Genomic DNA, 22599 nt, shown 5'->3' with positions numbered 1-22599 from the left:
CGATTACCGCAACCGCCGTGATGGCGATATAACTGGGCCGGTGCGCATCGGTCTGATGGTCGGTCCAGATCCGGGGCGATACCGCGAGGCCGTCGCAAAGATCGAGTCGGATGCGATTGCCGCCGAGCAGGCCGGGTTCGCGTCTGCGTGGGTGGCCCAGCCGCCCGATGACTTCGACGCGCTGACCGCGGTGACGCTGATGGGCAGGGTCACCACCCGGATCGAGCTCGGGACGGCGGTGCTGCCGATCCAGACCCGCCACCCGATTGCGATGGCACACCAGGCGCTGTCTACCCAGGCGGTCTGTGAAGGCCGGCTCACGTTGGGTATCGGGCCCTCACATCACTGGGTCATCGAGGACATGCTCGGGCTGTCCTACGACAAGCCCGCCCGGCTCGTCCGTAGTTATCTCGAGGTGCTCGACGTCGCCTTTGCCGGTCCCGGACCGGTCGACGTGGAGAACGAGCACTTCAGGGTGCACAACCCGTTGGCGGTCAGCGACATCACGCCGACCCCGATCCTGCTCGCCGCCCTTGCGCCGGTGATGCTGAAGATCGCCGGTGAGCGCACCGACGGCACGATCCTGTGGATGGCCGACGACCGCACCATCGGCGATCACATCGCGCCGACCATCACCACAGCGGCGGAGCAGGCCGGCCGGCCGGCGCCGCGGATCGTCGCCGGCGTGCCGGTCACCCTGTGCCGGACCGACGAGGTCGAGGGCGCTCGCGAATGGGCGCGGCGTGCGATGAGCCACTCCGAGTACTCGCCCAACTACGAGCGCTTGCTCGAGCACGGCGATGCGAAGGACGCGGGTGAGTTCCTCGTCGCGGGCGACGAAGGCGCGATCCGCAAGCGGCTCGAGCAGTACCGGGACGCCGGGGTCACCGACTTCTCGGTGCGGCTGCTGCCGTACGGCAAGACCCGAGAGGCCCGCATCGAGTCGCGCGACCGGACGACGGCGTTCCTCGCGTCGCTGTGCCCCGAGCTCTGAGGCGGCGACGATGCATCTCGACCACGTCGTCGTCTTCGTCGCGGACGCCTCGCGGAGCCTGGCGTTCTACCGCGACGGGCTCGGCCTGCAGACGGTCCTCGACCGGGAGTTCGACGGCCCGTGGCCGGAGATGTTCGGCGGCGTCAGCTCGCGGCGTCTGCACGCGATGATCCTCGGTGATCCCGAGCACCCGGACCGCGGCCAGGTCGAGCTGCTGACTCTCGCCGACCCGGTCGCGCCGGGGCCCGGGCCTGCGCCGATCGCGACCGGCACCGTCATGCTCTCCTTCATGGTCGACCTCGCAGCTGTCCTGCCACGGCTGGAAGCCGCCGGCGGGACCGACGTACGACATGCGACGTTGCGCAACGGCGTCAAGGTCGTCACTGTGCGCGACCCGGACGGTGTCGTAGTGGAGCTGCTGAACGTCCCGGCGCCGTGAACGGTCCGCTCGCCGGGCTGCGGGTCATCGAGGTCGGCCACGTGCTCGCCGGCCCGTACGCGACGATGCTGCTCGCCGATCTGGGCGCCGACGTCATCAAGGTCGAGACCGACTCGGGTGATGTCTCCCGCGGGGTGGGCTCGCAGTACGTGGACGGCCACAACGTCTACTTCGCGAGCATCAACCGCAACAAGCGCAGCGTGCATATCGACCTCACGACCCCAGCCGGCAACCGTCAGCTGCATCGGTTGGTGGGCAAGGCGGATGCTGTGCTGGCCAACCTTCGCCCGTCTGCGATTCGCAAGCTCGGGCTCACCTTCGACGATCTGCGCGAGACGAACCCGAAGATCGTGTGCGTCGCGCTGACCGGCTACGGCCTCGACGGACCGGAGGCGGACTGGCCGGTCTTCGACTACCTCGTGCAGGCAGGCGTCGGTCTCGCGGCGATGAGCGGGGAGCCGGACGGGCCGCCGATGCTTCCCGGCTACACCGCTGCGGACAACTCCTCGGCGATCATGGCGGCGCTCGGCCTGCTCGCGAAGGTGCGTGAGGCTGACGTCAGCGGCGTCGGTGGGCAGGTCGACGTCTCGATGTTCGAGACGATGTTGAGTCAGCTCAACTACAAGGCGGCGGCGTACCTCAATGGCGGGGTGGTGCCGACCAGGCAGCCGTCGGGTGGCCACAACTTCTACGTGCCGGCGCAGCTGTTCCCGACTGCGCACGGCTACCTTGCGATGTTCGTCACCCACGACGAGTTCTGGCGGCGAGTGTGTGCCGAGCTCGGTCGCCCGGAGTGGGCGACCGACGCCCGGTTCGCCACGATGCACGCGCGGCACGAGAACCGGGCGGAGCTGGTCGGTCTGCTCACCGCTCGGCTGGCGGCGGCGAGCGCGGCCGATTGGGAGGCGCGGCTGCGGCCGAGCGGACTGCCGGTCGCCGCTGTGGTCGGCCTCGATGTCGCCCTCGACAGCGAGCACGTCGCGCGGCGCGGGATGATCGTCGAGATCCCGGCCGGGGAAAGCTCGCTGCGCCTGGTACGCAGCCCGATTCACACCGACTCGGCTCGGGCGGCCTACTTGCCGCCGCCTCGGCTGCACGAGCACACCGACGAGCTGCTGGGGGAGTGATGAGCCGACGACTGCGAGTGGTGCAGTGGGCGACCGGCAACATCGGCACGCGGGCCGCGCTACAGGTGCTGCGGGACCCGCGACTGGAGCTGGTCGGGATGCTGGTCTACGACCCGTCGAAGGCGGGCCGAGACGTCGGTGAGATCTGCGGCCAGGAGCCGACCGGCGTTGCGGCCACCGCCGACAAGCGCGCGGTCATCGAGCTGGACGCCGACTGCGTGCTCTACATGCCGCGGGCGGCCGAGCTCGACGACGTCGTCGCGATGCTCGAGCGGGGCACGAACGTCGTCACGACGTGCGGCGACTTCCAGGCCGGCGGCCGTGCGCTTTCCGTGGAGGCGCGACAACGAATCGATGCGGCCTGCGCGCGGGGCAACACCTCGATCTACGCGACCGGGAGCAGTCCGGGCTTCATCACTGACGCGCTGCCGCTCGCGTTGCTGTCGCTGCAGTGCCGGGTCGATCGGATCGAGATCGAGGAGTACGCGAACCTCTCCGAGCGGAACTCGCCGCACCTGCTGTTCGAGCAGATGGGCTACGCCCGGCCGATGACGACGCCGGACCCGCGTCGCGCGGCCCACCTGTTGACGCAGTTCGGACCGCCACTCGAGGAGCTAGCCGAGCATGCCGGGAAGCGGGTCGACGACTGGTCGGCGTACGGCGAGCTGGCCGCAGCCACCCGCGATCTGACGATCGCGGCGGGGCCGATCCCGGCCGGCACCGTGGCGGCGCAGCGGACCGTGATTTCGGGGTCGAGCGCGGGCGAGGAGGTCGTGCGCTTCACCGCGACCTGGTACTGCTCGACCGACCTCGATCCCCGTTGGGACCTGCTCGCGACCGGGTGGCGGGTGCGGACGTACGGCGACGCCCCGCTGAACGTCAGCCTCGAGTTCCCGTTCGCCGTCGAAGACCTCGGCGCGCACACGCCCGGGTACACCGCCAACCGCCCGGTCAACGCGATCCCCTACGTGGTCGCGGCGGTCCCGGGGATCCTCGAGACCACAGACCTCCCACCGCTGACCCCCGCAGGAGATTGAGAGAAACGGCGGTCGAGTGGATCAGCCGTACATGCTTCCGGACAGGAAGCCGACCACCGGGGCTGCCGGCTCGAACGACTCGACGACGCCGGAGGCGAAGTAGCCCGCGTCGGTCACCATCGTGATGCCGGTGACGCCGGCCGCCGCGTCGCTGCACAGGAAGACCAGCGGGTAGGCCTGCTCGAGGGGAGTCGACGCTGCGATGCCGGTCTCGTCGCGGTAGTCCTGGCCGAAACCGAGCCACATGTCGGCGTTGGCGCGCGCCAGCGGAGTGTCCGTCGGGCCGGGCATGATCGCGTTGATCCGGATGCCCTTCTTGAGCATCGGGAAGGCCTGCTGCGCGACGTAGGTGTTGATCGCGAGCTTCGAGAACATGTAGTCGGCCTTGCCGTTGTCCTGCGCCCACTTCGTCGCCTCGTCGAAGTCGGTGATCGCCAGGAACTCCTTGGTGATGGCGAGGTTGTTCTGCCAGCCGAAGCCGGCGGCCGAGGAGATGAAGCCGATGGCGGCGCCCTTGCCGACGTAGCCCTTGTCGATCGCGCGGTCGACCAGGTGACGGTGGCCGATGAAGTTGATCCGCTCGATGCCGGGCGTGCCGTCGGCCACGCCGGCGCACTCGAACAGCGCGTGCAGCGGTCCGCCGCACTCGTCGATGGCGGACTCGATCGAGGCCTTGTCGGACAGGTCGAGGCGGATGAACTTCACGCCGTCGACGTCGACGTCGGCGCGGTCCATGACCACGACCTCAGCACCGGCGTCCTTGACGACCTGTACGACGGCGGCACCCATGCCGGTCGCACCACCCACGACGAGCACCCGCTTGCCGTCGTACCGGAAGGCGTCGAACAGTCCCATCTCTTCCTGCTTCCTGAGTCGGTTGGTGGTTGTGAGGTTAGGAGGTGATCACCGGCAGGGTCTCCCAACCACGGACCGTCGAGGTCCGAGCCTGGACCGCCCGGTCGTAGTCGACGTCCCACGTCGGGAACCGCTTGAGCACCTCGTCGAGCGCGATGCGTCCTTCGAGGCGGGCGAGGGAGGCCCCGAGGCAGAAGTGCACGCCGTAGCCGAAGGTGAGGTGCCGCTCGATCTTGCGGTGGATGTCGAAGGCGTCGGCGTGGGGGAACTTGCGCTCGTCGCGGTTCGCCGAGGCGGTGAGCAGAAGTACGACGTTGCCCGCCGGCACGGTCTGGCCGTAGTGCTCGACGTCCTTCGTGACGTATCGCGCCTGCACCGGTGACGGCGCCTCGTAGCGCAGCAGCTCCTCGATCGCGTTGGGGATGAGGTCAGGGTTCGCGACCAGCTCGGCGCGCTGATCCGGGTGCTCGGCGAGCACCTTCCCGGTCCACCCGATCAGCCGGGTGGTGGTCTCGTTGCCGGCCGCCGCGATCAGGTTGATGTAGCCGAGCAGCTCGTCGCGGTTCAGCTTGCGCATCGTGCCGTCGACGTCTTCGAACTCTGCGTTCAGCATCTCGGTCATCAGGTCGTCGGAGGGGTTCTTGGCCCGCCACTCGACGTAGTCCTCGAACATCTTCGCCATCGCCATCGGGTCGATCGCGTCGGCGCTGGGCTTGCCGTCCTCACTGATGCGCAGGCTCGCGTCGATGGCTTCGCGGATGGCCACCTGGTCCTGCTCCGGGATGCCGAGCAGGTATCCGATCGTGCGCATCGGCATCTCCGCGCCGAGGTTCGCGATGAAGTCGAACCCGCCGGCGCCGACCATCGGATCGAGCGCCCGGGCGCAGAACTCACGGATCTTCGGCTCGAGCTCGGCGATCTTCTTGGGACGGAAGACCCGAGACAGCATCGCGCGGTGCACGTCGTGGTCCGGCGGGTCTTCGAAGATGATCGATCCCGGCGGGATCGGGAAGTCCATCTTGATCAGCTCGAGCAGCGTGCCCTTGCTGGAGATGTAGGTCTTCCAGTCCGACGAGCAGCTCTCGACGTCAGCCCAGCGGCTGAGCGCGTAGAAGTCGTGCTTGTCGTTGTAGTACAGCGGCTTCTCGTCGCGCAGCCGCTTCCATACCGGGTACGGATCGGTGTCGATGTCGAAGTCGTACGGGTCGTAGTAGACGTCGGAGTCGGCGAGCGTCATCTGACCTCTTCAAAGGGTTGCTGCGGTTGGCATTTCGTACGGGCTCGAAGCATTCTTGCGCGAGTCATTCTTACACCGTGTGAGAGGAACATTCTCACAGACGGTAAGACTGATCTCCGGTGAGACGGTGCCGGACCTACGGCGGAGTGCGGAGCACATGACGATTCCTGAGCTGCTGGCGAGGACGGCCGAGCGGTACGGCGACGCGACCGCGGTGGTCGACGCTGACGAGACCCTCACTTATCACGAGCTGCGCCAGCAGTCGCAGGCGTTCGCGGCGGCACTGGTGGGCGCCGGTTTCGCGCCGGGGGAGCGCGCCGCGATCTGGATGCCGAACAGCGCCCGCTGGATCGTCGCGGTGCTCGGGATCTGGCAAGCCGGCGGAGTGCTGGTGCCGATCAACACCCGCTTCAAGGGCGGCGAGGCCGCTGATATCCTCACGCGCAGCGAAGCGAAGGCGTTGGTCACCGTCACCGACTTTCTCGGCACCGACTACCTGGCGATGCTCGACGACGCGGGGTTCGCCTCGGCCCACCTCGGTCATCGCATCGTGGCGAGCGGTGAGGTGCCGAGTGCTGCGCTCGCCTGGGCGGAGTTCCACGCGGGTGGCGACGGGGCGTCGAGCGCCGAGGTGGGCCGCCGTTGCGCTGCCCTCACCGACGACGACCCGTCGGACATCCTGTTCACGTCGGGCACGACCGGGCGGGCGAAGGGCGTGGTGCAGACCCACGGCCGGACGCTGCGGGTCGCCGCGGACTGGGTGGACATGACCGGGCTGTCGGCCGGTGACCGCTACCTCATGGTCAACCCGTACTTCCACATGTTCGGCCTGAAGGCCGGCATTCTCGCGAGCATCACCGCAGGCGCGACGATGTACCCCGAACCGGTCTTCGACGTCGACCGGGTGCTGTCCCGGGTGGCACGCGAGCAGATCACGGTGCTCCCCGGCGCGCCGACGATCTACCAGTCGCTGCTCGACCACCCGGACCGGGCTACGCATGACCTGTCCTCGCTGCGAGTGGCGGTGACCGGCTCTGCCGACATCCCGGTCAAGCTCATCGAGCGGATCTACGACGAGCTGCCGTTCCGGATCGTCGTGTCGGGATACGGCCTGACGGAGGCCGGCACGGCCAGCGGCACGGGTCCCGACGACAGCCCCGAGGTCGTGGCCACGACCGTCGGGCGGGCGAGGCCGGGGTTCGAGATCCGGCTGGTCGACGCGACCGGTTCCGACGTGCCGGTCGGCGAGTCCGGCGAGATCCTGCTGCGAGGTCCGAGCGTGATGTCGCACTACCTCGACGACCCGGCGGCGACGTCCGCGGCGCTGTCAGCCGACGGCTGGCTGCGGACCGGCGACGTCGGGACGATGGACGCCGACGGGCTGCTTCGCATCGTTGGCCGGGCGAAGGACATGTTCATCGTCGGCGGCTTCAACGCCTACCCGGCCGAGATCGAGAACCTGATACTGGCCCATCCCGCCATCCACTCGGTCGCCGTGATCGGCATCCCTGACGAGCGGCTCGGCGAGGTCGGCATGGCCTTCGTCGTACTTCACGAAGGCGCGTCGGTGACGCCGGACGAGCTCATCGCCTGGAGCCGCGACCACATGGCGAACTACAAGGCGCCGCGTCGCGTCGAGATCCTCGACGCGCTGCCGCTGAACGCCACCGGCAAGGTGATGAAGGAGGACCTCCGGGCTCGTGCCGCCGGCAGCTGACGGTGCTCACCTTCAGCCGGGACGGGCGGTCAGGATCCGGGCGGCTTGCTCGGTGATGGCGATCGTGTGCTCGGAGTGCGCCGTGTTGGAACCGTCGGCCGAACGCAGCGTCCAGCCGTCGGGGTCGACGACCAGCTCATCGGTGCCGCGGGCCCACCACGGTTCGAGGGCGAACGTCATGCCGGGCCGAAGCACCAAGCCGCGGCCGGGCCGTCCGTCGTTCGGGACGTGCGGATCCTCGTGCATGGTCTGCCCGAGCCCATGACCGCCGAAGTCGAGGTTGACGCGGTATCCCGCGGCGGCGGCAACGGCGCCGATTGCGGCCGAGATGTCCCCGAGGCGGTTGCCGGGCACGGCGGCGGCGATGCCGGCATCGAGCGCTCGCTGCGTCGAGTCGATCAGCGCCAGGTCGGCCGGGTCGCCGGCCCCGCCGACGACGACGGTCAGGGCTGAGTCCGCCACCCAGCCGTCGATCGAGACCGCGAAGTCCAGGCTGAGCAGATCCCCGGCGCGGAGCACGTAGTCGCGCGGCAGGCCGTGCAGCACCGCGTCGTTGACCGACAGGCAGATCACGTTGCGAAACGGGCCGCGCCCGAACGACGGGGCGTAGTCCCAGTAGCAGGACACCGCGCCCCGATCGGCGATCAGTCGCCGGGCGTGGTGCTCGAGATCCATCAGGTTCACCCCGGGCTCGGCCTGGTCGGCGAGCGTCTGGAGCGTTTCGCCGACGAAGCGTCCGGTAACCGCCATCTTGTCGATCTCGGCGGCGGTCTTGCACTCGATCATCGGGACCCCTGTCGGTACTCGGCCGGTCGAAGGCGAGCGTAGGGTCGAAACCCGTGGCGAGCGCGCCGGGTGTGTGGCCAGCGGATGCGCCGTGTCCCGACGCCGACTACCGCGACACCTTCGTCGCGCCGTGCGCCAACGCCGCCGACCGCACCGGCGAGCAGTGGATGCGCGAGTGTCTGGAAGGCGCGCCGTTGCTGCTCCGGAGCTTCGTCGCGATCGGCTGGCGGCTGGTCCTCGGGTTCGAGCCGAGCCGCAGTGACGCCATCTTGGGCTGGCCCATCGTGGGCTCGGCGCCGGAGTACGTCCTGCTCGAGCAACAGTCCCGGCTGTTCCACGCCGCGCTCCTGCTCGACGTGGGCCAGGACCGGCTGGTCTGGGCGACGAGAGTCGTTTACCGGGCCAGAGCGGCCAAACCGATGTGGGCCGTCGTCAAGATCGTGCACCGCAGCATCTCGCCGTACCTGCTGAAACGGGCAGCCCGGCGGCACGCTCGCTGAACCGCCTGCTCCCGGAGCTGCGTAATGGATCTTGTGACGGTGGCGACGCGTGACCCGGTGGTCGCCGGCAGCGCCGACTACACGGACGTGTTCACCGCGGTTGCACTCGATGCGTTGAGCCGGAGCCCGCAGGACTGGGCACGGCTCGTGCTCGAAGGCGCGTCACTGCCGATGCGGGTGTTCCTTCGCGTGGGCTGGCGCTGGGGGCTCGGCTTCCCGTTGACGGGAACCGACTCGATCCTCGGCTGGCCGGTGGTCGCCGAGCTTCCGGGGCAGGTGACGCTGGCACAGCAGTCGTGGTTGTTCGGTGTCGCGCTGTTGATGTGCACGACCGACGGCGAGCTCAGCTGGACGACGAGCGTCACCTACCGATCACGAATCTCTCCGGTGGTGTGGGGGATGGTCGGCCCGATCCACCGCCGCTTCGCACCCCGCGCACTGCGCCGCGCGGCCTGCTAGTCCCGGCCCTCGCCGCGGGCACGGGCCAGGATGCCGCGGGCGATCACGATGCGCTGGATCTCGTTCGTGCCCTCACCGATGATCATGAGCGGAGCGTCACGGTAGTAGCGCTCGACGGGCAGCTCGGTGGTGTAGCCCACGCCACCATGGATGCGCATCGCCTCGGTCGCCAGCTCGAACGCCGTCTCACTCGCGAACAGCTTCGCCATGCCGGCCTCGACGTCCGTGCGGAGCCCGGCCATCCGTCGTTCGGCCGCGCTCCTCGTCAACAGCCGCGACGCCTCGAGCTTGGTCGCCATGTCGGCGATCTTGAGCTGGATCGCCTGGTGCTCGCCGATCGGCTTGCCCATCGTCGTACGCAGCTGGGCATAGGAGACGGCCGCGTCGAACGCGGCTCGGGCGACGCCGACGGCTCGGGCGGCGATGTTGATGCGACCGACCTCGAGGACACCGAGCATCTGCGGCAGGCCACGGCCGGGCGTGCCGACCAGGTTCGCGGCCGGGATCCGATGGTCGGCGTAGGACATCTCGACCGTTTCGATGCCCTTGTAGCCGAGCTTGCCGACGTGCTTGCTCACCGAGATGCCCTGGTAGGAGGCACCCGGCTCCTTCTCGACGATGAACGAGCTGATGCCCTCCGGGGTGCGCGCGGCGAGGATGACCAGCGAGGCGCGCTCGCCGTTCGTCACCCACGCCTTCGTCCCGTTGATGACGTAGTCGTCGCCGTCGGGCTCGGCGCGACAGGTCAAGGACCTGGTGTCGGTGCCGGCGTCCGGCTCGGACAGGGACAGCGCCCCTCGCTTCTCACCGCTTGCCAGGGCCGGCAGCCACTTCTGCCGCTGCTCGTCGTTGCCGTGCACCACGAGCATCGTGGCGAGCATGGTGTGGGTGTTGATGACCCCCGACAGGCTCATCCAGCCGTAGGAGAGCTCCTCGATCACGCCGATGTAGGTCAGCAGGTCGAGGCCGAGTCCGCCGTACTCCTCCGGGATCGTGATCCCGAACAGCCCGAGCTCGCGCATCTGGTCGACGATCGCCGCGGGGTACTCGTCGGCATGCTCGAGCGCCGAGGCGTGCGGGGTCACCTCACGCGCGACGAACCGCCGGACGTTGTCGACGATCTCCCGGCGTACGTCTTCAGGCGTCTCGTTCACGGGCGGAACGATAGCGCCGACGGGTGTGATCGAACCCCGGCGTTGACCGCGATTCCGTTTTTGAGAACAATGTTTCCGTGCCGACGTCGTCCCTGTTGCACGACGGCCTGCGGGCAGCCGCGACGAGGTACGGAGACCGCGACGCGCTGCTTGCCGGCGACCTTCGCTTCTCCTATCGCGATCTCGAGGAGACCAGCGACGCGCTGGCGGCTGGTTACGCGCTGCGCATCGCGCCCGGCGACCGCGTCGCGCTGATGATGACGAACCGTCCTGAGTTCGTGGTCGTCTGCAACGCCGTCAGCAAGCTCGGTGCCGCCTGCGTGCTGCTCAGCCCGGCGTGGAAGCAGCGCGAGGTCGACCACGCGCTTGCGATCACCGGTGCCCGGCTCGCGTTCGCGGACGGCCCCGCCATCGAGCTGTTGCGCGGTCGGCTGGCGGCAGACGCCGTGGTCGACGTCGACGGCGCCGACTACGCCGCGGCGCTCGCCGCGAAGGCGACGCGCCCGCTGGTCGCCGTCGACCCGAGTGACGAGGCGGTGCTCGTGTTCAGCTCCGGCACGACCGGGCTACCGAAGGCGGTCCGCCACACCCACGCCTCGATGACCCACGCGATCGATCACTGGATCGAGGCGCTCGGCCTCACCGAGGCGGACCGGTTCCAGGTGGCGACCCCGCCGTCACACATCCTCGGTCTGCTCAATCTCGTGACGGCGGCGGCGGCCGGTGCCACGGTGCGGTTGCATCCGCGGTTCGACCTCGACGAGATTCTTCATCGCATCGAGCGCGAACGGATGACTCTGGAGATGGCGGTTGCACCGATCGCTCTCGCGATGGCCAACCACCCGACGATCGAGGACTACGACCTGTCGTCGTTGCGCTACATCATGTGGGGCGCAACGCCGGTCACCCCGAGCGTCGCGGAGGCGGTCACCAAGCGCACCGGCGTGCGGTGGCTGCCGGCGTACGGCGCAAGCGAGCTGCCGGTCATCACCTGCAACCCGGTCGGGCGCCCCGAGGACTGGCGTCTGGACTCGGCGGGGCTGCCGCCGAAGGGCGTCGAGCTGCGGGTGGTCGACCTCGACAGCGGCGCGCCGCTGCCGGCCGGCGAGACCGGCGAGATCCAGGTGCGTAGCGCATCGGTGATGGCCGGCTACCTGCCCGACGAGGACTCCGCGGCCGCCTTCGACGGCGAGTGGTATCGCACCGGGGACGTCGGATGGCTCGAGGCCGACGGGTGGGTGCACTTGACGGATCGCTCCAAGGAGATGATCAAGGTCAACGGCTTCCAGGTCGCGCCGGCCGAGCTCGAGGCGGTACTGCACGGCCACGCGGCTGTGCTCGACTGCGCGGTCTTCGGCGTCACGGACGCGGCCGCCGGGGAGCGTCCGGTTGCCGCCGTCGTCCTCGACCCGTCGGCGAGTGTGACGACGGAGGAGCTGCGTCAGCTGGTCGTCGCCTCGCTCGCCACCTACAAGCACCCGAGAACGGTGATCGAGGTCGACGCGATCCCGAGGTTGCCATCGGGAAAGGTGCTGCGTCGTGCCCTCGCCGCCCGGTGGGACGACGCCACCGACGCGCTGCGATCCGAATGACGGCGGACCGGTAACGCATGGACGTCCGCCTCTCCGACGAGCAGCGCGCGCTGCGCGACGCCGCTGCCTCGGTCGTCACCAGGCTCGGTCCTGGTTCCGTCGCCGACCTCGACGACCGAACCCGCGTGGAGCGCCTCGACGCCGCGATCGCCGCCGCCGGGTGGCGCGAGCTGCGGGCGGCCGAAGCGGACGGGTCGCCGGTCGCGTCGGCGGTCGAGGTCGCTCTCGTCGCCGAGGAGCTCGCACGTGGCCCGGCGGACGTCGCCTACCTCGGTCCGGTGCTCGCCGCCGAGCTGCGGCGGCTGGCGGGTGCGCCCGCGGCCACCGCTGCCGAGACGATCGCGTTGCGACCGGACCTCGCCGAGCTCGCCCGGGCGGGCGGCGGCGCGACGGCGATCGACACGGCCGGTGCGCGCCGGGTCCTCCTGGTCGAACCGGATGTGTCGGATACCGGACAGCTTCGAGTCGTTGCGCTTCCCCTCGCCGGTGATGCGCCAGACGCTGTGGATCTCAGCCGCAAAGCCCAGGCGGTTGACCCAGTAGATGGCGAGACCGAGCCGGCCGGGGGGGTAACGGACGACGCCCTTGTCCGTTTTGCCGCGCTCGGTCTCGCCATGACAGCTGCCGACCTGGTCGGTGCGATGCGAGGCGCGATCGACCTCGCATGCGGCTACGCCGCCACTCGGCGCCAGTACGACGTCGCGGTCGGTTCCTTCCAGGCGGTGCAGCACCTGCTCGCAGACGCCTACGTCGCGATGGAGGGCTCGCGCAGCGCCGCGTTGCACGCGGCCTGGGCGGTCGATGCGCTCGAGCCCGGGGCGGCGCTCGCCGCGGCAGCATCGGCCAAGGCGTACTGCGCGCGAGCGGCGCGTGCGGCGTGCGAGACCGCGATCCAGGTGCACGGCGGCATCGGCAACACCTGGGAGTGCAAGGCGCACCTGTATCTGCGCCGGGCGCTGCTGTCGAGCGAGCTGTTCGGCGGGGTGGGTCTGAGCTTGCAACGGGTTCTCGACCACGAACTGGGGGCCGGCGTTGGACTTCGGTGACTCGCCGGCCGAGGCGGCGTTTCGTGCTCGGCTGCGCGCCTGGCTGGTCGACAACACACCGGACCTTCCCGCCTCGTCGACGTCGGACGAGTACTGGGCGGGGCAGGCGGACTGGCACCGCGCGCTCTACGTGGCCGGGTTCTTCGGCCTGTCGTGGCCGAAGGAGATCGGTGGCCACGAGCTCCCTACGACCTACGACGTCATCGTCGACGACGAGCTGGCGGCGGCCGGTGCGCCGCCGCGTCCGAGCCTGGGCTACCTCGTGCAGGGGATCTGGCATCACGGCAGCGAGGACATCCGCCGGCGGCTGCTGCCCGGCATCGTGGACGGCTCCGACCGCTGGTGCCAGGGCTTCAGCGAGCCCGAAGCGGGCTCGGACCTGGCCTCGCTGCGTACGACGGCGACGCCCGGCGAGGACGGCGACTACGTCATCAACGGCCACAAGGTCTGGACCAGCTACTCCGACGTGGCCGACTGGTGTCTCGTGCTCGCGCGCACCGACGCGAGCGTTGCGAAGCACAAAGGGATCTCGGCGTTCCGCGTCTCGATGCGCCAGCCGGGTGTGCAACAGCGGCCGTTGAAGATGATCAACGGCATCACCCGCGAGTTCGGTGAGGTCCACTTCGACAACGCCCATGCCGCCGCCGCCGACATGATCGGCGCCCCCGGCGAGGGCTGGCGTCTGGCCATGACGGTCGTGAGCCACGAGCGCGAGCCCGGCGAGCTCGGCTACGTCGCGCGCTACCGCAAGTCGGTGCGACAGCTGGCACAACGGGCCGCCGAAGCTCCGGATCGCGTTCGCAGCGACCAGCTCGAGCAGCTCGCATGGGCAATCGTCGAGTCGCAGATGCTGCGATCGCACGTCTGCCGCCGGCTCTCGGACCGGCTGGACGGAATCACCCACGGGCCGGAAGGGTCGGTCGACAAGCTGCTGATGACGCAGGTCGAGCAGACTGTCGGTCACGCGGCGCTCGCGCTCGGTGGCAGTGATGACACCTGGCTCAAGCTCTACCTTTACAGCCGCGCCCAGAGCGTCATGGGCGGGACCGCACAGATCCAGCGCAACCTCGTCGCGACCAGAATCCTGGGGCTACCGGCATCGTGAAAGTGGACAAGGCATGAGCAGCAGCTACTCGGTACCCGAGGCGATCCAGGTCGAGCTCGATGGTCCGATCCGCGTCGTACGCCTCAACCGGCCGGACCACCTCAACGCCACCAACCACGAGCTGCACGAGGGCCTCGCGCACCTCTGGCCGCAGATCGACGCCGACGCCGACGCGCGCGCGGTCGTGCTCACCGGCAACGGCCGGGCGTTCTCGGCGGGCGGCGACTTCGGCTACATCGACGAGCTCGTCCGCGACGAGGCGCTGCGCAAGATCAGCCTCACCCACGGCCGGATGATCGTCACCGGCATGGCGGGCTGCCGGGTCCCGATCATCGCGGCGGTCAATGGCCCGGCGGTCGGCCTGGGATGCAGCCTGGTCGCGTTGTCCGACGTCGCGTTCATGGCGCGCAGCGCGCACCTCGCGGACCCGCACGTGCTGCTCGGTCTGGTTGCGGCTGACGGCGGACCGATCACCTGGCCGCTGATGACGAGCCTCATGCTCGCCAAGGAGTACGCGCTCACCGGGGAGCGCATCCCGTCCGAGCGTGCTGCCGCGATCGGCCTGGTCAACCACGTCGTCGACGACGACGCCGTCATGACCGAGGCGATGGCGTGCGCCAAGAAGATCGCCAAGCTGCCCAAGCAGGCCGTCGAGGACACCCGCAAGGTGATCAACCTGCACCTCCAGCGCGCCGTGTTGGCGACGATCGACTACGCACTCACCGCCGAGCACCGCTCCTTCGACAGCCCGGAGCTGCGTGCGAATCTTGACCGCATGCGCGACAAGCCCACGCCGCAGTGAGCCGATGGAACCTGCGCAGCGTCCCGACGGACCTGCGCGCCCACTACCTCGAGCAGGGCCTGTGGACCAACGACAGCCTGGGCCAGCTGGTCGAGCGTGGCTTGTCCCGGTCAGCCACCGCTCATTTCAAGGTGCGGTCGCAGGTCAGGCAGTGGGACGGGACGTTCGCTGACGTCGACCGCGCCGCTCGGGCCATGGCGACCTCGTTGCGCTCGCGGGGGGTCGGCGCGGGTGACGTCGTCGTCTTCCAGCTGCCCAACTGGGTCGAAGCCGGCATCGCCTACTGGGCGACCGCCTACCTCGGTGCCGCAGTCGTGCCGATCGTCCACTTCTACGGCGCCAAGGAAGTCGACTACATCCTGCGCGTGACGAAGCCCGACGCGGTCATCACCGCCGACCGGTTCGGCGCGGCGAGCTTCCTCGACACCTACGAGGCGTTGTTGCCCGACCATGGGGCGCCGCCGTGGTTCGTCGTGCAGTCCGACGAGTCCACGGCGTTGCCGACCGCAGCGACCGGATTCGACGAGCTGCTCGACGCCGAGCCGATCGCCGGACCGGCGCCGGTCGACCCGGACTCGCCCGCGGTGATCGCCTTCACCTCGGGTACGACGAAAGACCCCAAGGGCGTCATTCACAGCCACCGCACGATCGGATGCGAAGCGGTTCACCTCGCCGGCATGGGCCCGCAGACCAGCCCGCCGCAGATCACCGCCGCGCCGGTGGGCCACTTCATCGGCATGGTCAACGCGTTCCTCACACCGTTGATCAAGACGATGCCGGTCTGCCTCGTCGACGTGTTCGACCCGGGCCGCATCCTGCGGCTGATGCTCGACGAGCAGCTGATGATGGCGGGCGGTGCGACGTACTTCCTGATGAGCCTGCTCGACCATCCGGACTTCACCGCCGAGCACCTCGCGCTGATGCCGTTCGCCGGCCTCGGCGGGTCGACGGTGCCGGCGTCGGTCACCGAGCGCGCCGAGAAGCTGGGCATCAAGTGCTTCCGGTCCTACGGGAGCACCGAGCACCCCTCGATCACGGGCTCGATGATCGACGAGCCTCAGCTCAAGCGGAATCGCACCGACGGCCATGTCCTGCCCGGCGTGGAGATTCGGCTCTCGGAGGACGGTGAGATCTTCAGTCGCGGGCCGGAGCTGTGTCTCGGTTACACCGACCCGGCGCTGACGGCCGCGGCCTTCGACGCCGACGGCTGGTACCGCACCGGCGACGTCGGCGTGCTCGACGAGGACGGCTACCTCTCGATCACCGACCGGGTGTCCGACATCATCATCCGCGGCGGGGAGAACATCAGCGCCCAGGAGGTCGAGGACGTCCTGCTGGGAATGGACGCAGTCCTCGAGATCGCTGTAGTCGGAGTGCCCGACGAGAAGTTCGGCGAGCGGGCCGCGGCCGTGGTGCGAGTCCGTGACGGCGCGGCGCCGCCGACCATCCCTGCGATGCAGCAGCACCTGTCCGCGGCGGGTCTGGCGAAGCAGAAGTGGCCCGAGTTCGTCTACCAGGTCGCCGACCTGCCGCGTACCCCATCCGGCAAGGTCCAGAAGTTCCGGCTGCGAGAAGATCTTCGCAGCGGTCGAATCAACTAAAGGAGATCCACCCGTGCGCAACAACGTCATCGTCGCCGGCGCTCGTACGCCGATCGCCCGCGGCCGCAAGGGCGGGCTCGTGTCCGTCGATGCGTTCGAGCTCGCCCGGGTGGTGGTCCCCGAGGTGATCGCCCGCAGCGGCGTCGACGCGGCTGACATCGACGACATCGTCATCGCCGAGAACATGCAGGGCGGCGGCGTCATCGCCCGCCACACGGCAGTCAGCCTCGGCCTCACCAACGTCCCCGGGATGTCGGTCAACCGGCACTGCGCGGCAGGTCAGGTAGCGGTGCAGACCGCGGTCGGCCAGATCCGATCCGGCGTCGCCGACGTCGTCGTCGCGGGCGGCACGGAGAGCATGAGCACGATGCCGTTCGGGGTGAAGATGAACGCCGACGGCACCACTTCGCAGTGGATGCCGCCGAGCCACCCCACCTCGGACGAGGCGCCGGCCTTCGACATGTCGATCACGGTCGGTGAGAACACCGCGCGGCTGGCCGGCCTGACGCGCCGTGACGTCGACGAGTGGGCCGCCTACACGCACGGCCAGGCCGTTGCCAGCCAGGACAACGGCTGGTTCGACGCGGAGATCGTCCCGGTGACCGTCACCAACGCCGACGGCACCACCACCGTGGTCTCGATCGACGAGCACCCGCGTCGCGGCGTCACCGTCGAGTCGCTCGGTGAGCTCAAGCTGCTGCACCCGGAGATCGAGAACGCCACCGTCACCGCCGGCAACGCGGCGGGCGTCAACGACGCGGCGGCCGCCGTCATGGTGACCAGTGAGGACTACGCGAAGGCACACGGGCTGCGCCCACTCGGAACCGTCGTCAGCTGGGCCAACGTCGGGGTGGACCCGGTCGAGACCGGGCTGGCCCCGATCAGCGCGATCGAGAAGGCGCTCGCCCGGGCGGGGCTGTCGATCGGCGACGTCGACCTGTGGGAGATCAACGAGGCATTCTGCGCCGTACCGGTCGCGGTGACCCGCAAGCTCGGGATCGACCAGTCGATCACCAACGTCAACGGCAGCGGCGCAAGCCTCGGTCACCCGATCGCCGCCACCGGCGCGCGGATGATCGTGACGATGCTGAACGAGCTCGCTCGCCGCGACAAGTCGATCGGGGTCGTGTCGATGTGTGCCGGCGGCGGGATGGGCGCCGCGATGGTCCTGCAGCGGGCGTAAGCGTTTGCTGCCACTGGAGGGCATCCTCGTCGTCGGTCTCGAGCAGGCCGTGTCGGCGCCGCACTGCACCCGCCAGCTGGTCGACCTCGGTGCTCGCGTCGTCAAGGTCGAGTCGGCCGGCGGCGACGCCGCTCGCTTCTACGACGACGCGGTGGGCGAGGTCTCGGCGTACTTCGCCTGGACCAGTCGCGGCAAGGAGTCCGTGGTCTTCGACCTGAAGTCCGCCGAAGGCCGTGACCTCATGGAGCGACTGCTGGCAAGAGCCGACGTACTGGTCCAGAACCTGGCTCCCGGGTCGGCGCACCGGCTGGGTCTCGACGCCGAGTCGGCCGTCGCCCGCCATCCCCGACTCGTGGCGGTCGACGTCAGCGGCTACGGCAAGGGCGGGCCGCGGGAGGCCTCCCGCGCCTACGACCTGCTGGTCCAGTCCGAGGGTGGGTCCTGTGCAGTGACCGGCACTGCGGGCCATCCGGCCAAGCCGGGCATCACGATCGCCGACGTCGGTACCGGGATGATCGCGGCCAACGCGGTCCTCGCCGCGCTGTTCGCCCGTGAGCGGACCGGCACGGGTGCGGCGATCTCGGTCGGCATGTTCGACGTGGTGACCGACTGGATGAGCTGGGCGCTGCACCAGGCGCGAGCGACCGGCCGCGATCCGGTGCCCATCGGCATGTCGAGCCCGGTGGTGTCGCCGTACGGCGCCTACCCGACCGCCGACGGCCAGACGATCGTGATCGGTACGACGAACGACGGCGAGTGGCAGCGGTTGGCGACCCAGGTGCTCGGACGACCGGACCTTGCGGCGGACGCCCGCTACGCGACCAACCCCCTGCGCATCGAGCGCCGGGCGGAGCTCGACGCGACGATCGCCGCGTGGGCCGCCGCAACGAGCTTCCGGGAGGCGAGCGAGAGCGCCGAGGCGGCCGGCATCGGCTGGGCACGCTTCAACACCCCGCTCGAGGTCCTCGACCATCCGCAGCTCGCGGAGCGCGGCCGTTGGGTGACCACGCAGGCGCCGGGCAGGAGCTTCCAGAGCCTGCGGCCGCCGGCGGACGTGAGCACGTGGGACTGGCAGCCGGGCGTGGTGCCGGCGCTGGGCGAGCACACCGACGCGGTGCGCGCCGAGCTCGAGCGGGAGTGACGTTCTCGCTTCTGAGAGTAATCTTCCGTCGTGACCCCACCCGCTTCCCGCAAGTCGGTCTCACGGCGCGAGCTGGCGGTCGCGCGCGTGCTGGATCCGGCTCGGGAGCGCGCCGAAGGCAAGGTGAAGGCCTTCCTCGAGGCTGCCCAGGAGCTCGTCAACGGCGAGTCCGGCCAGGACTTCACCGTGCAGGAGGTCATCGAACGCTCCGGCCAGTCGTTGCGCAGCTTCTATCAGCACTTCGACGGCAAGTACGAGCTCCTGCTGGCGCTGTTCGAGGACGCGATCCACACCTCCGCCGAGCAGATGCGCGCGGTCGTCGAGGACGGTCAGTCGCCGCTGGACTCGTTGCGGCGCTTCGCCGTCGAGTACTACCACCTGTGCCAGCCCCCGGCGAGGGGCCGCGGCGCGAAGAAAGGGTTCGCGCCGGCGTTCGCGACCTTCGCTCAGCAGCTGCTCACCGAGCACCCGGTGGAGGCCTCGCACGCCTTCACGCCCTTGACCGAGATCGTCGTCGGCCTGCTCGACGCGGCGGAGGCGGACGGGTCGATCCGCGCCGGCCTGCCGCACGCGCGCATCGCCGGCGTGATGCTCCAGGCGACGATGTTCAACGCCTTTGCGGCGACGATCGGCGGGGTCCCGGTCCAGGCGGACGGCAGCGACCCGGCGGAAGATCTGTGGGACCTGCTGCTCCACGGAATCCAGAGATGAGAGGTACGCGATGCGCGACGCCGTGATCTGTTCCGCCGTACGCACTCCCATTGGCAAGCGCAATGGCGGTCTCGCCGACGTGCATCCGGTCGATCTCTCAGCCGACATCCTGAACGCGATCGTCGCGCGGACCGGGCTCGACCCGGAGGTCGTCGACGACGTCGTGTGGGGGTGCGTGTCGCAGGTGGGCGACCAGTCCAGCAACGTCGGGCGGTGGGCGGTGCTCGCCGCGGGGTGGCCGGACCACATTGCCGGCGTGACGATCAACCGGGCGTGCGGGTCGAGCCAGCAGGCGATCGAGTACGCCGCACAGGCGGTCCTGTCCGGGCAGCGGGAGCTGCTGGTTGCCGGCGGCGTGGAGTCGATGAGCCGGGTGCCCCTCGGCGCGGCGCGGGCGACCGGCTTCCCTTACGGTCCCCGGGTGCTGGAGCGCTACGACAACTTCGAGTTCAACCAGGGCATCTCGGCCGAGCTCATCGCCGAGCAGTGGGGCTTCTCGCGCCAGCGGGTCGACGAGTACGCTGCTCGCTCCCATGAGCTCGCTGCCGCCGCGATCGACGCCGGTGCCTTCTCCGAGCAGATCGTGCCGATCCGGACCGAAGCCGGGACGGTCGACACCGACGAAGGGGTACGCCGAGGGACGAGCGTCGAGAGCCTCGCGAAGCTGAAGCCGTCCTTCAAAGAGGACGGCGTGATCCACGCGGGCAACGCTTCACAGATCTCCGACGGCGCGGCGGCCATGATCGTCACCACGAGTGAGCGGGCGGCCGAGCTGGGCCTGACACCGCTGGTGCGCTTCCACACCGGCACGGTCAGCGGCGCCGACGCGAAGATGATGCTGACCGGTCCGATCCCCGCGACCGAGAAGCTGCTCAAGCGCACCGGGCTGGCGATCGGCGACATCGACGTCTTCGAGGTCAACGAGGCGTTCGCGCCGGTCCCGCTGGCGTGGCTGGCGGAGACCGGCGCCGACCTCGAGCGGGTGAACCCGCTCGGTGGGGCGATCGCGCTCGGCCATCCGCTCGGCGCGTCCGGCGCCGCGCTGATGACGCGGATGATCCATCACATGCGGGACAACGGGCTGCGCTTCGGCCTGCAAACCATGTGCGAGGGCGGCGGAACAGCCAACGCCACGCTCGTCGAGCTCGTCTCCTAGATGGAGCGCAACCTCTACACGGCCGACCACGAAGCCTTCCGCGATACGGTCCGCGAGTTCATCGCCCGCCACGTCGAACCCCATTACGACGAGTGGGAGAAGGCCGGCATCGCGCCGCGCGAGGCGTGGGTCGAGGCGGGCAAGCAGGGTCTGCTCGGCACCGACATCGACGAGCAGTACGGCGGCGGTGGGATCAAGGACTTCCGCTACAACGCGATCATCCGCACCGAGCTCACGAAGGCCGGCGCACAGGGGTTGGCGATCGGTACCCACAACGACGTCGTCGCGCCGTACATCACGCGCCTGGCCAACGACGAGCAGAAGCAACGGTGGCTGCCGGGATTCTGCGACGGCTCGATCATCTCGGCGATCGGGATGTCGGAGCCGGCAGCCGGGTCCGACCTGCGCGGCATGCAGACCAGGGCGGTCAAGGACGGCAACGACTGGGTCGTCAACGGTCGCAAGACCTTCATCACCAACGGCATCAACGCCGACCTCGTGGTCACCGCCGTCAAGACCGACGAGATCAAGGGTGCCCACGGTCTGACGCTTTTCGGCATCGAACGAGGCATGCCGGGCTTCGATCGCGGTCGCAACCTCGACAAGATCGGCTGGAAGGCGCAGGACACCGCGGAGCTGATCTTCGAAGACGTCCGGGTGCCGGAGTCCAACATCATCGGCAACCTGCACGGCGGCTTCGTCCACTTGTCCGAGAACCTGCCGCAGGAGCGGATGGCCATCGCGATCGCCGGGCTGGCGGCCGCGGAGAAGGCGCTCGAGCTGACGATCGAGTACTGCAAGACCCGCACCGCGTTCGGCAAGCCGATCGGCGCGTTCCAGAACACCCGCTTCCGGCTCGCCGAGATGGCGACCGAGGTCGAGATCGCCGGGCACTACATCGACAAGTGCATCCTCGAGCTCAACGAGGAGCGGCTCTCGCCGGTCGATGCGGCCATGGCGAAGTGGTGGACGACCGAGCTTCAGAAGCGGGTCGTCGACACCTGCCTCCAGCTGCACGGCGGGTACGGCTACATGCTCGAGTACCCGATCGCGAAGTTCTACCTCGATGCGCGGGTGCAGACGATCTTCGGCGGTACGACGGAGATCATGAAGGAGATCGTCGGTCGCTCGCTCGGCGTGTAGCGGCGGCACGTGTGAACGCTTCGACCGCGTTGCGGAACTCCTCGCCGCGAGACGCTTCGACGGTGAGGGCGTAGGCGCGCTCCAGCGCGTCGGCGTACGTCGATCCCAGATCGTCGATCACCTGCCGCTTGATCATTGCCATGGCTTTCGGCGCGCAGTTCGCCGCAATGTCCTTGGCATAGTCCAGGGCCGTGGTCATCAGCTCCTCAGGCGGCGCGACCCGGCTCACCAGGCCGATTCGCAGCGCCTCTTGTGCGGTGACCGTCCGGCCGGACAGCAGCAGGTCCATTGCGCGCTCGACCCCGACGATGCGAGGGAGCAGCCAGGAGATCGCGTGCTCGGCGGGCAGACCTCGGCGCACGAATGCGGTCGTCAGCTTCGCCGTCGACGACACGAAGCGCATGTCGCAGAACATGGCCTGGATGAACCCGATGCCGGCGCATCCGCCGTTGATCGCGGCGATCAGCGGCTTGCTGAACTCCAGCGTCTTCGTGAACGGAATCCGGTCGCTGTAGTCGAGGCCGACCTCGGCGATGTGGTTGAGCCGATCGGTGCTGGCACCTGGACAGAACATCCGTCCTTTGCCGGTGAGGATCGCCACCCGCACCGCCGGATCGGCCTCGATCGCCGCGAGGCGGTCGTAGAAGATCGTCTCGATCTCCGGCGACCACGCGTTGTTCCGCTCCGGATCGTCGAGTGTCAGGACTGCGACGCCGGCGTCGACCTCGAGCAAGACCTCAGGCACGCCCGCAGGCTACCGACGGGCCGCGGCAACGCGGTGGCGGTGCAGTCGAATCGGGAGGGTTGGATGCCC

The 22599-nt window shown here is 69.3% G+C and carries 22 protein-coding genes; 17 read left to right on the top strand and 5 right to left on the bottom strand.

The window, feature by feature from the left end; translation table 11 throughout:
* The first annotated feature begins 40 nt into the window (after nucleotides 1-40).
* From VG899_00705 to VG899_00690, 4 genes are read left to right on the top strand one after another with little or no spacing between them, the layout of a single operon-like run.
* Complete coding sequence (locus VG899_00705) at nucleotides 41-994, top strand: LLM class F420-dependent oxidoreductase (protein HWA64872.1); 954 nt, start codon at nucleotides 41-43, stop codon at nucleotides 992-994.
* Nucleotides 995-1004: 10 nt separating this feature from the next.
* Nucleotides 1005-1433: a VOC family protein gene (locus tag VG899_00700; GenBank protein ID HWA64871.1), complete on the top strand. Its 429-nt coding sequence runs from the start codon at nucleotides 1005-1007 to the stop codon at nucleotides 1431-1433.
* Nucleotides 1430-2560 carry a CoA transferase gene (locus VG899_00695; protein ID HWA64870.1) on the top strand — a complete coding sequence of 377 codons (1131 nt, stop codon included), beginning with the start codon at nucleotides 1430-1432 and terminating at the stop codon, nucleotides 2558-2560. Before VG899_00700 ends, VG899_00695 begins: the two co-directional genes overlap by 4 nt.
* Complete coding sequence (locus VG899_00690; GenBank protein HWA64869.1) at nucleotides 2560-3597, top strand: dihydrodipicolinate reductase; 1038 nt, start codon at nucleotides 2560-2562, stop codon at nucleotides 3595-3597. The genes VG899_00695 and VG899_00690 overlap by 1 nt, the downstream gene beginning before the upstream one ends.
* Before the next feature lie 21 nt (nucleotides 3598-3618).
* Here VG899_00690 and VG899_00685 read toward each other — a convergent pair whose 3' ends face one another.
* Together VG899_00685 and VG899_00680 are read right to left on the bottom strand one after the other, a co-directional pair.
* On the bottom strand, nucleotides 3619-4452 hold the full coding sequence (locus VG899_00685; GenBank protein HWA64868.1) for an SDR family oxidoreductase: 834 nt from the start codon (nucleotides 4450-4452) through the stop codon (nucleotides 3619-3621).
* A gap of 37 nt (nucleotides 4453-4489) precedes the next feature.
* Nucleotides 4490-5689: a cytochrome P450 gene (locus VG899_00680; protein HWA64867.1), complete on the bottom strand. Its 1200-nt coding sequence runs from the start codon at nucleotides 5687-5689 to the stop codon at nucleotides 4490-4492.
* 157 nt (nucleotides 5690-5846) lie between these two features.
* Here VG899_00680 and VG899_00675 point away from each other — a divergent pair, with 157 nt between their 5' ends.
* On the top strand, nucleotides 5847-7406 hold the full coding sequence (locus tag VG899_00675) for a FadD3 family acyl-CoA ligase (GenBank protein HWA64866.1): 1560 nt from the start codon (nucleotides 5847-5849) through the stop codon (nucleotides 7404-7406).
* A 12-nt stretch (nucleotides 7407-7418) separates the two neighbouring features.
* Here VG899_00675 and map read toward each other — a convergent pair whose 3' ends face one another.
* Nucleotides 7419-8192, bottom strand: coding sequence for a type I methionyl aminopeptidase (gene map / locus VG899_00670; GenBank protein ID HWA64865.1), 774 nt, complete (start codon nucleotides 8190-8192; stop codon nucleotides 7419-7421).
* A gap of 53 nt (nucleotides 8193-8245) precedes the next feature.
* Here map and VG899_00665 point away from each other — a divergent pair, with 53 nt between their 5' ends.
* Together VG899_00665 and VG899_00660 are read left to right on the top strand one after the other, a co-directional pair.
* Nucleotides 8246-8692: a hypothetical protein gene (locus VG899_00665; protein HWA64864.1), complete on the top strand. Its 447-nt coding sequence runs from the start codon at nucleotides 8246-8248 to the stop codon at nucleotides 8690-8692.
* Between the two features lie 39 nt (nucleotides 8693-8731).
* Entirely contained in the window at nucleotides 8732-9151 is a 420-nt protein-coding gene (locus VG899_00660; protein HWA64863.1) for a hypothetical protein, read from the top strand.
* Here the strand turns inward: VG899_00660 and VG899_00655 are convergent.
* A complete protein-coding gene (locus VG899_00655; GenBank protein ID HWA64862.1) occupies nucleotides 9148-10305 on the bottom strand; it encodes an acyl-CoA dehydrogenase family protein in 1158 nt (385 codons plus the stop codon). The two genes, VG899_00660 and VG899_00655, sit on opposite strands and share 4 nt — an antisense overlap.
* Before the next feature lie 107 nt (nucleotides 10306-10412).
* On the opposite strand from VG899_00655, the gene VG899_00650 reads away from it, so the two are divergent.
* Genes VG899_00650 through VG899_00605 form a run of 10 tightly spaced genes read left to right on the top strand, consistent with a single transcriptional unit; the run spans nucleotide 10413 to nucleotide 21785 of the window.
* On the top strand, nucleotides 10413-11897 hold the full coding sequence (locus VG899_00650; protein ID HWA64861.1) for an AMP-binding protein: 1485 nt from the start codon (nucleotides 10413-10415) through the stop codon (nucleotides 11895-11897).
* Between the two features lie 17 nt (nucleotides 11898-11914).
* Nucleotides 11915-12943: an acyl-CoA dehydrogenase gene (locus VG899_00645; GenBank protein ID HWA64860.1), complete on the top strand. Its 1029-nt coding sequence runs from the start codon at nucleotides 11915-11917 to the stop codon at nucleotides 12941-12943.
* Complete coding sequence (locus VG899_00640) at nucleotides 12930-14048, top strand: acyl-CoA dehydrogenase family protein (GenBank protein HWA64859.1); 1119 nt, start codon at nucleotides 12930-12932, stop codon at nucleotides 14046-14048. Before VG899_00645 ends, VG899_00640 begins: the two co-directional genes overlap by 14 nt.
* A gap of 13 nt (nucleotides 14049-14061) precedes the next feature.
* Complete coding sequence (locus VG899_00635; GenBank protein HWA64858.1) at nucleotides 14062-14850, top strand: enoyl-CoA hydratase-related protein; 789 nt, start codon at nucleotides 14062-14064, stop codon at nucleotides 14848-14850.
* Nucleotides 14847-16451 (top strand): AMP-binding protein, encoded by a 1605-nt coding sequence (locus VG899_00630; GenBank protein ID HWA64857.1) that lies wholly within the window; start codon nucleotides 14847-14849, stop codon nucleotides 16449-16451. The genes VG899_00635 and VG899_00630 overlap by 4 nt, the downstream gene beginning before the upstream one ends.
* Before the next feature lie 13 nt (nucleotides 16452-16464).
* The gene (locus tag VG899_00625) at nucleotides 16465-17634 is read left to right on the top strand and encodes a thiolase family protein (protein HWA64856.1); all 1170 of its coding nucleotides are present in this window, start codon (nucleotides 16465-16467) and stop codon (nucleotides 17632-17634) included.
* 4 nt (nucleotides 17635-17638) lie between these two features.
* On the top strand, nucleotides 17639-18775 hold the full coding sequence (locus VG899_00620) for a CoA transferase (protein ID HWA64855.1): 1137 nt from the start codon (nucleotides 17639-17641) through the stop codon (nucleotides 18773-18775).
* Nucleotides 18776-18805: 30 nt separating this feature from the next.
* The gene (locus tag VG899_00615) at nucleotides 18806-19486 is read left to right on the top strand and encodes a TetR/AcrR family transcriptional regulator (GenBank protein HWA64854.1); all 681 of its coding nucleotides are present in this window, start codon (nucleotides 18806-18808) and stop codon (nucleotides 19484-19486) included.
* A gap of 10 nt (nucleotides 19487-19496) precedes the next feature.
* Nucleotides 19497-20642, top strand: coding sequence for a thiolase family protein (locus VG899_00610; GenBank protein HWA64853.1), 1146 nt, complete (start codon nucleotides 19497-19499; stop codon nucleotides 20640-20642).
* Nucleotides 20643-21785 (top strand): acyl-CoA dehydrogenase family protein, encoded by a 1143-nt coding sequence (locus VG899_00605; protein HWA64852.1) that lies wholly within the window; start codon nucleotides 20643-20645, stop codon nucleotides 21783-21785.
* Here VG899_00605 and VG899_00600 read toward each other — a convergent pair.
* A complete protein-coding gene (locus VG899_00600) occupies nucleotides 21748-22530 on the bottom strand; it encodes an enoyl-CoA hydratase-related protein (protein ID HWA64851.1) in 783 nt (260 codons plus the stop codon). The two genes, VG899_00605 and VG899_00600, sit on opposite strands and share 38 nt — an antisense overlap.
* Between the last annotated feature and the right edge of the window lie 69 nt (nucleotides 22531-22599).

The sequence above is a fragment of the Mycobacteriales bacterium genome, assembly GCA_035550055.1.
GTDB lineage: Bacteria > Actinomycetota > Actinomycetes > JAFAQI01 > JAFAQI01 > DASZTV01.
The sequence above is the reverse complement of the archived record's forward strand: the minus strand, read 5'-3'. Positions and strand labels throughout refer to the sequence as shown.

Coding starts and splice junctions, on each gene's coding strand:
- VG899_00700 (HWA64871.1), top strand. CDS start 1,005: ATGCATCTCGACCACGTCGTCGTCTTCGTCGCGGACGCCTCGCGGAGC.
- VG899_00635 (HWA64858.1), top strand. CDS start 14,062: ATGAGCAGCAGCTACTCGGTACCCGAGGCGATCCAGGTCGAGCTCGAT.
- map (HWA64865.1), bottom strand. CDS start 8,192: ATGATCGAGTGCAAGACCGCCGCCGAGATCGACAAGATGGCGGTTACC.
- VG899_00685 (HWA64868.1), bottom strand. CDS start 4,452: ATGGGACTGTTCGACGCCTTCCGGTACGACGGCAAGCGGGTGCTCGTC.
- VG899_00690 (HWA64869.1), top strand. CDS start 2,560: ATGAGCCGACGACTGCGAGTGGTGCAGTGGGCGACCGGCAACATCGGC.
- VG899_00675 (HWA64866.1), top strand. CDS start 5,847: ATGACGATTCCTGAGCTGCTGGCGAGGACGGCCGAGCGGTACGGCGAC.
- VG899_00680 (HWA64867.1), bottom strand. CDS start 5,689: ATGACGCTCGCCGACTCCGACGTCTACTACGACCCGTACGACTTCGAC.
- VG899_00605 (HWA64852.1), top strand. CDS start 20,643: ATGGAGCGCAACCTCTACACGGCCGACCACGAAGCCTTCCGCGATACG.
- VG899_00645 (HWA64860.1), top strand. CDS start 11,915: ATGGACGTCCGCCTCTCCGACGAGCAGCGCGCGCTGCGCGACGCCGCT.
- VG899_00610 (HWA64853.1), top strand. CDS start 19,497: ATGCGCGACGCCGTGATCTGTTCCGCCGTACGCACTCCCATTGGCAAG.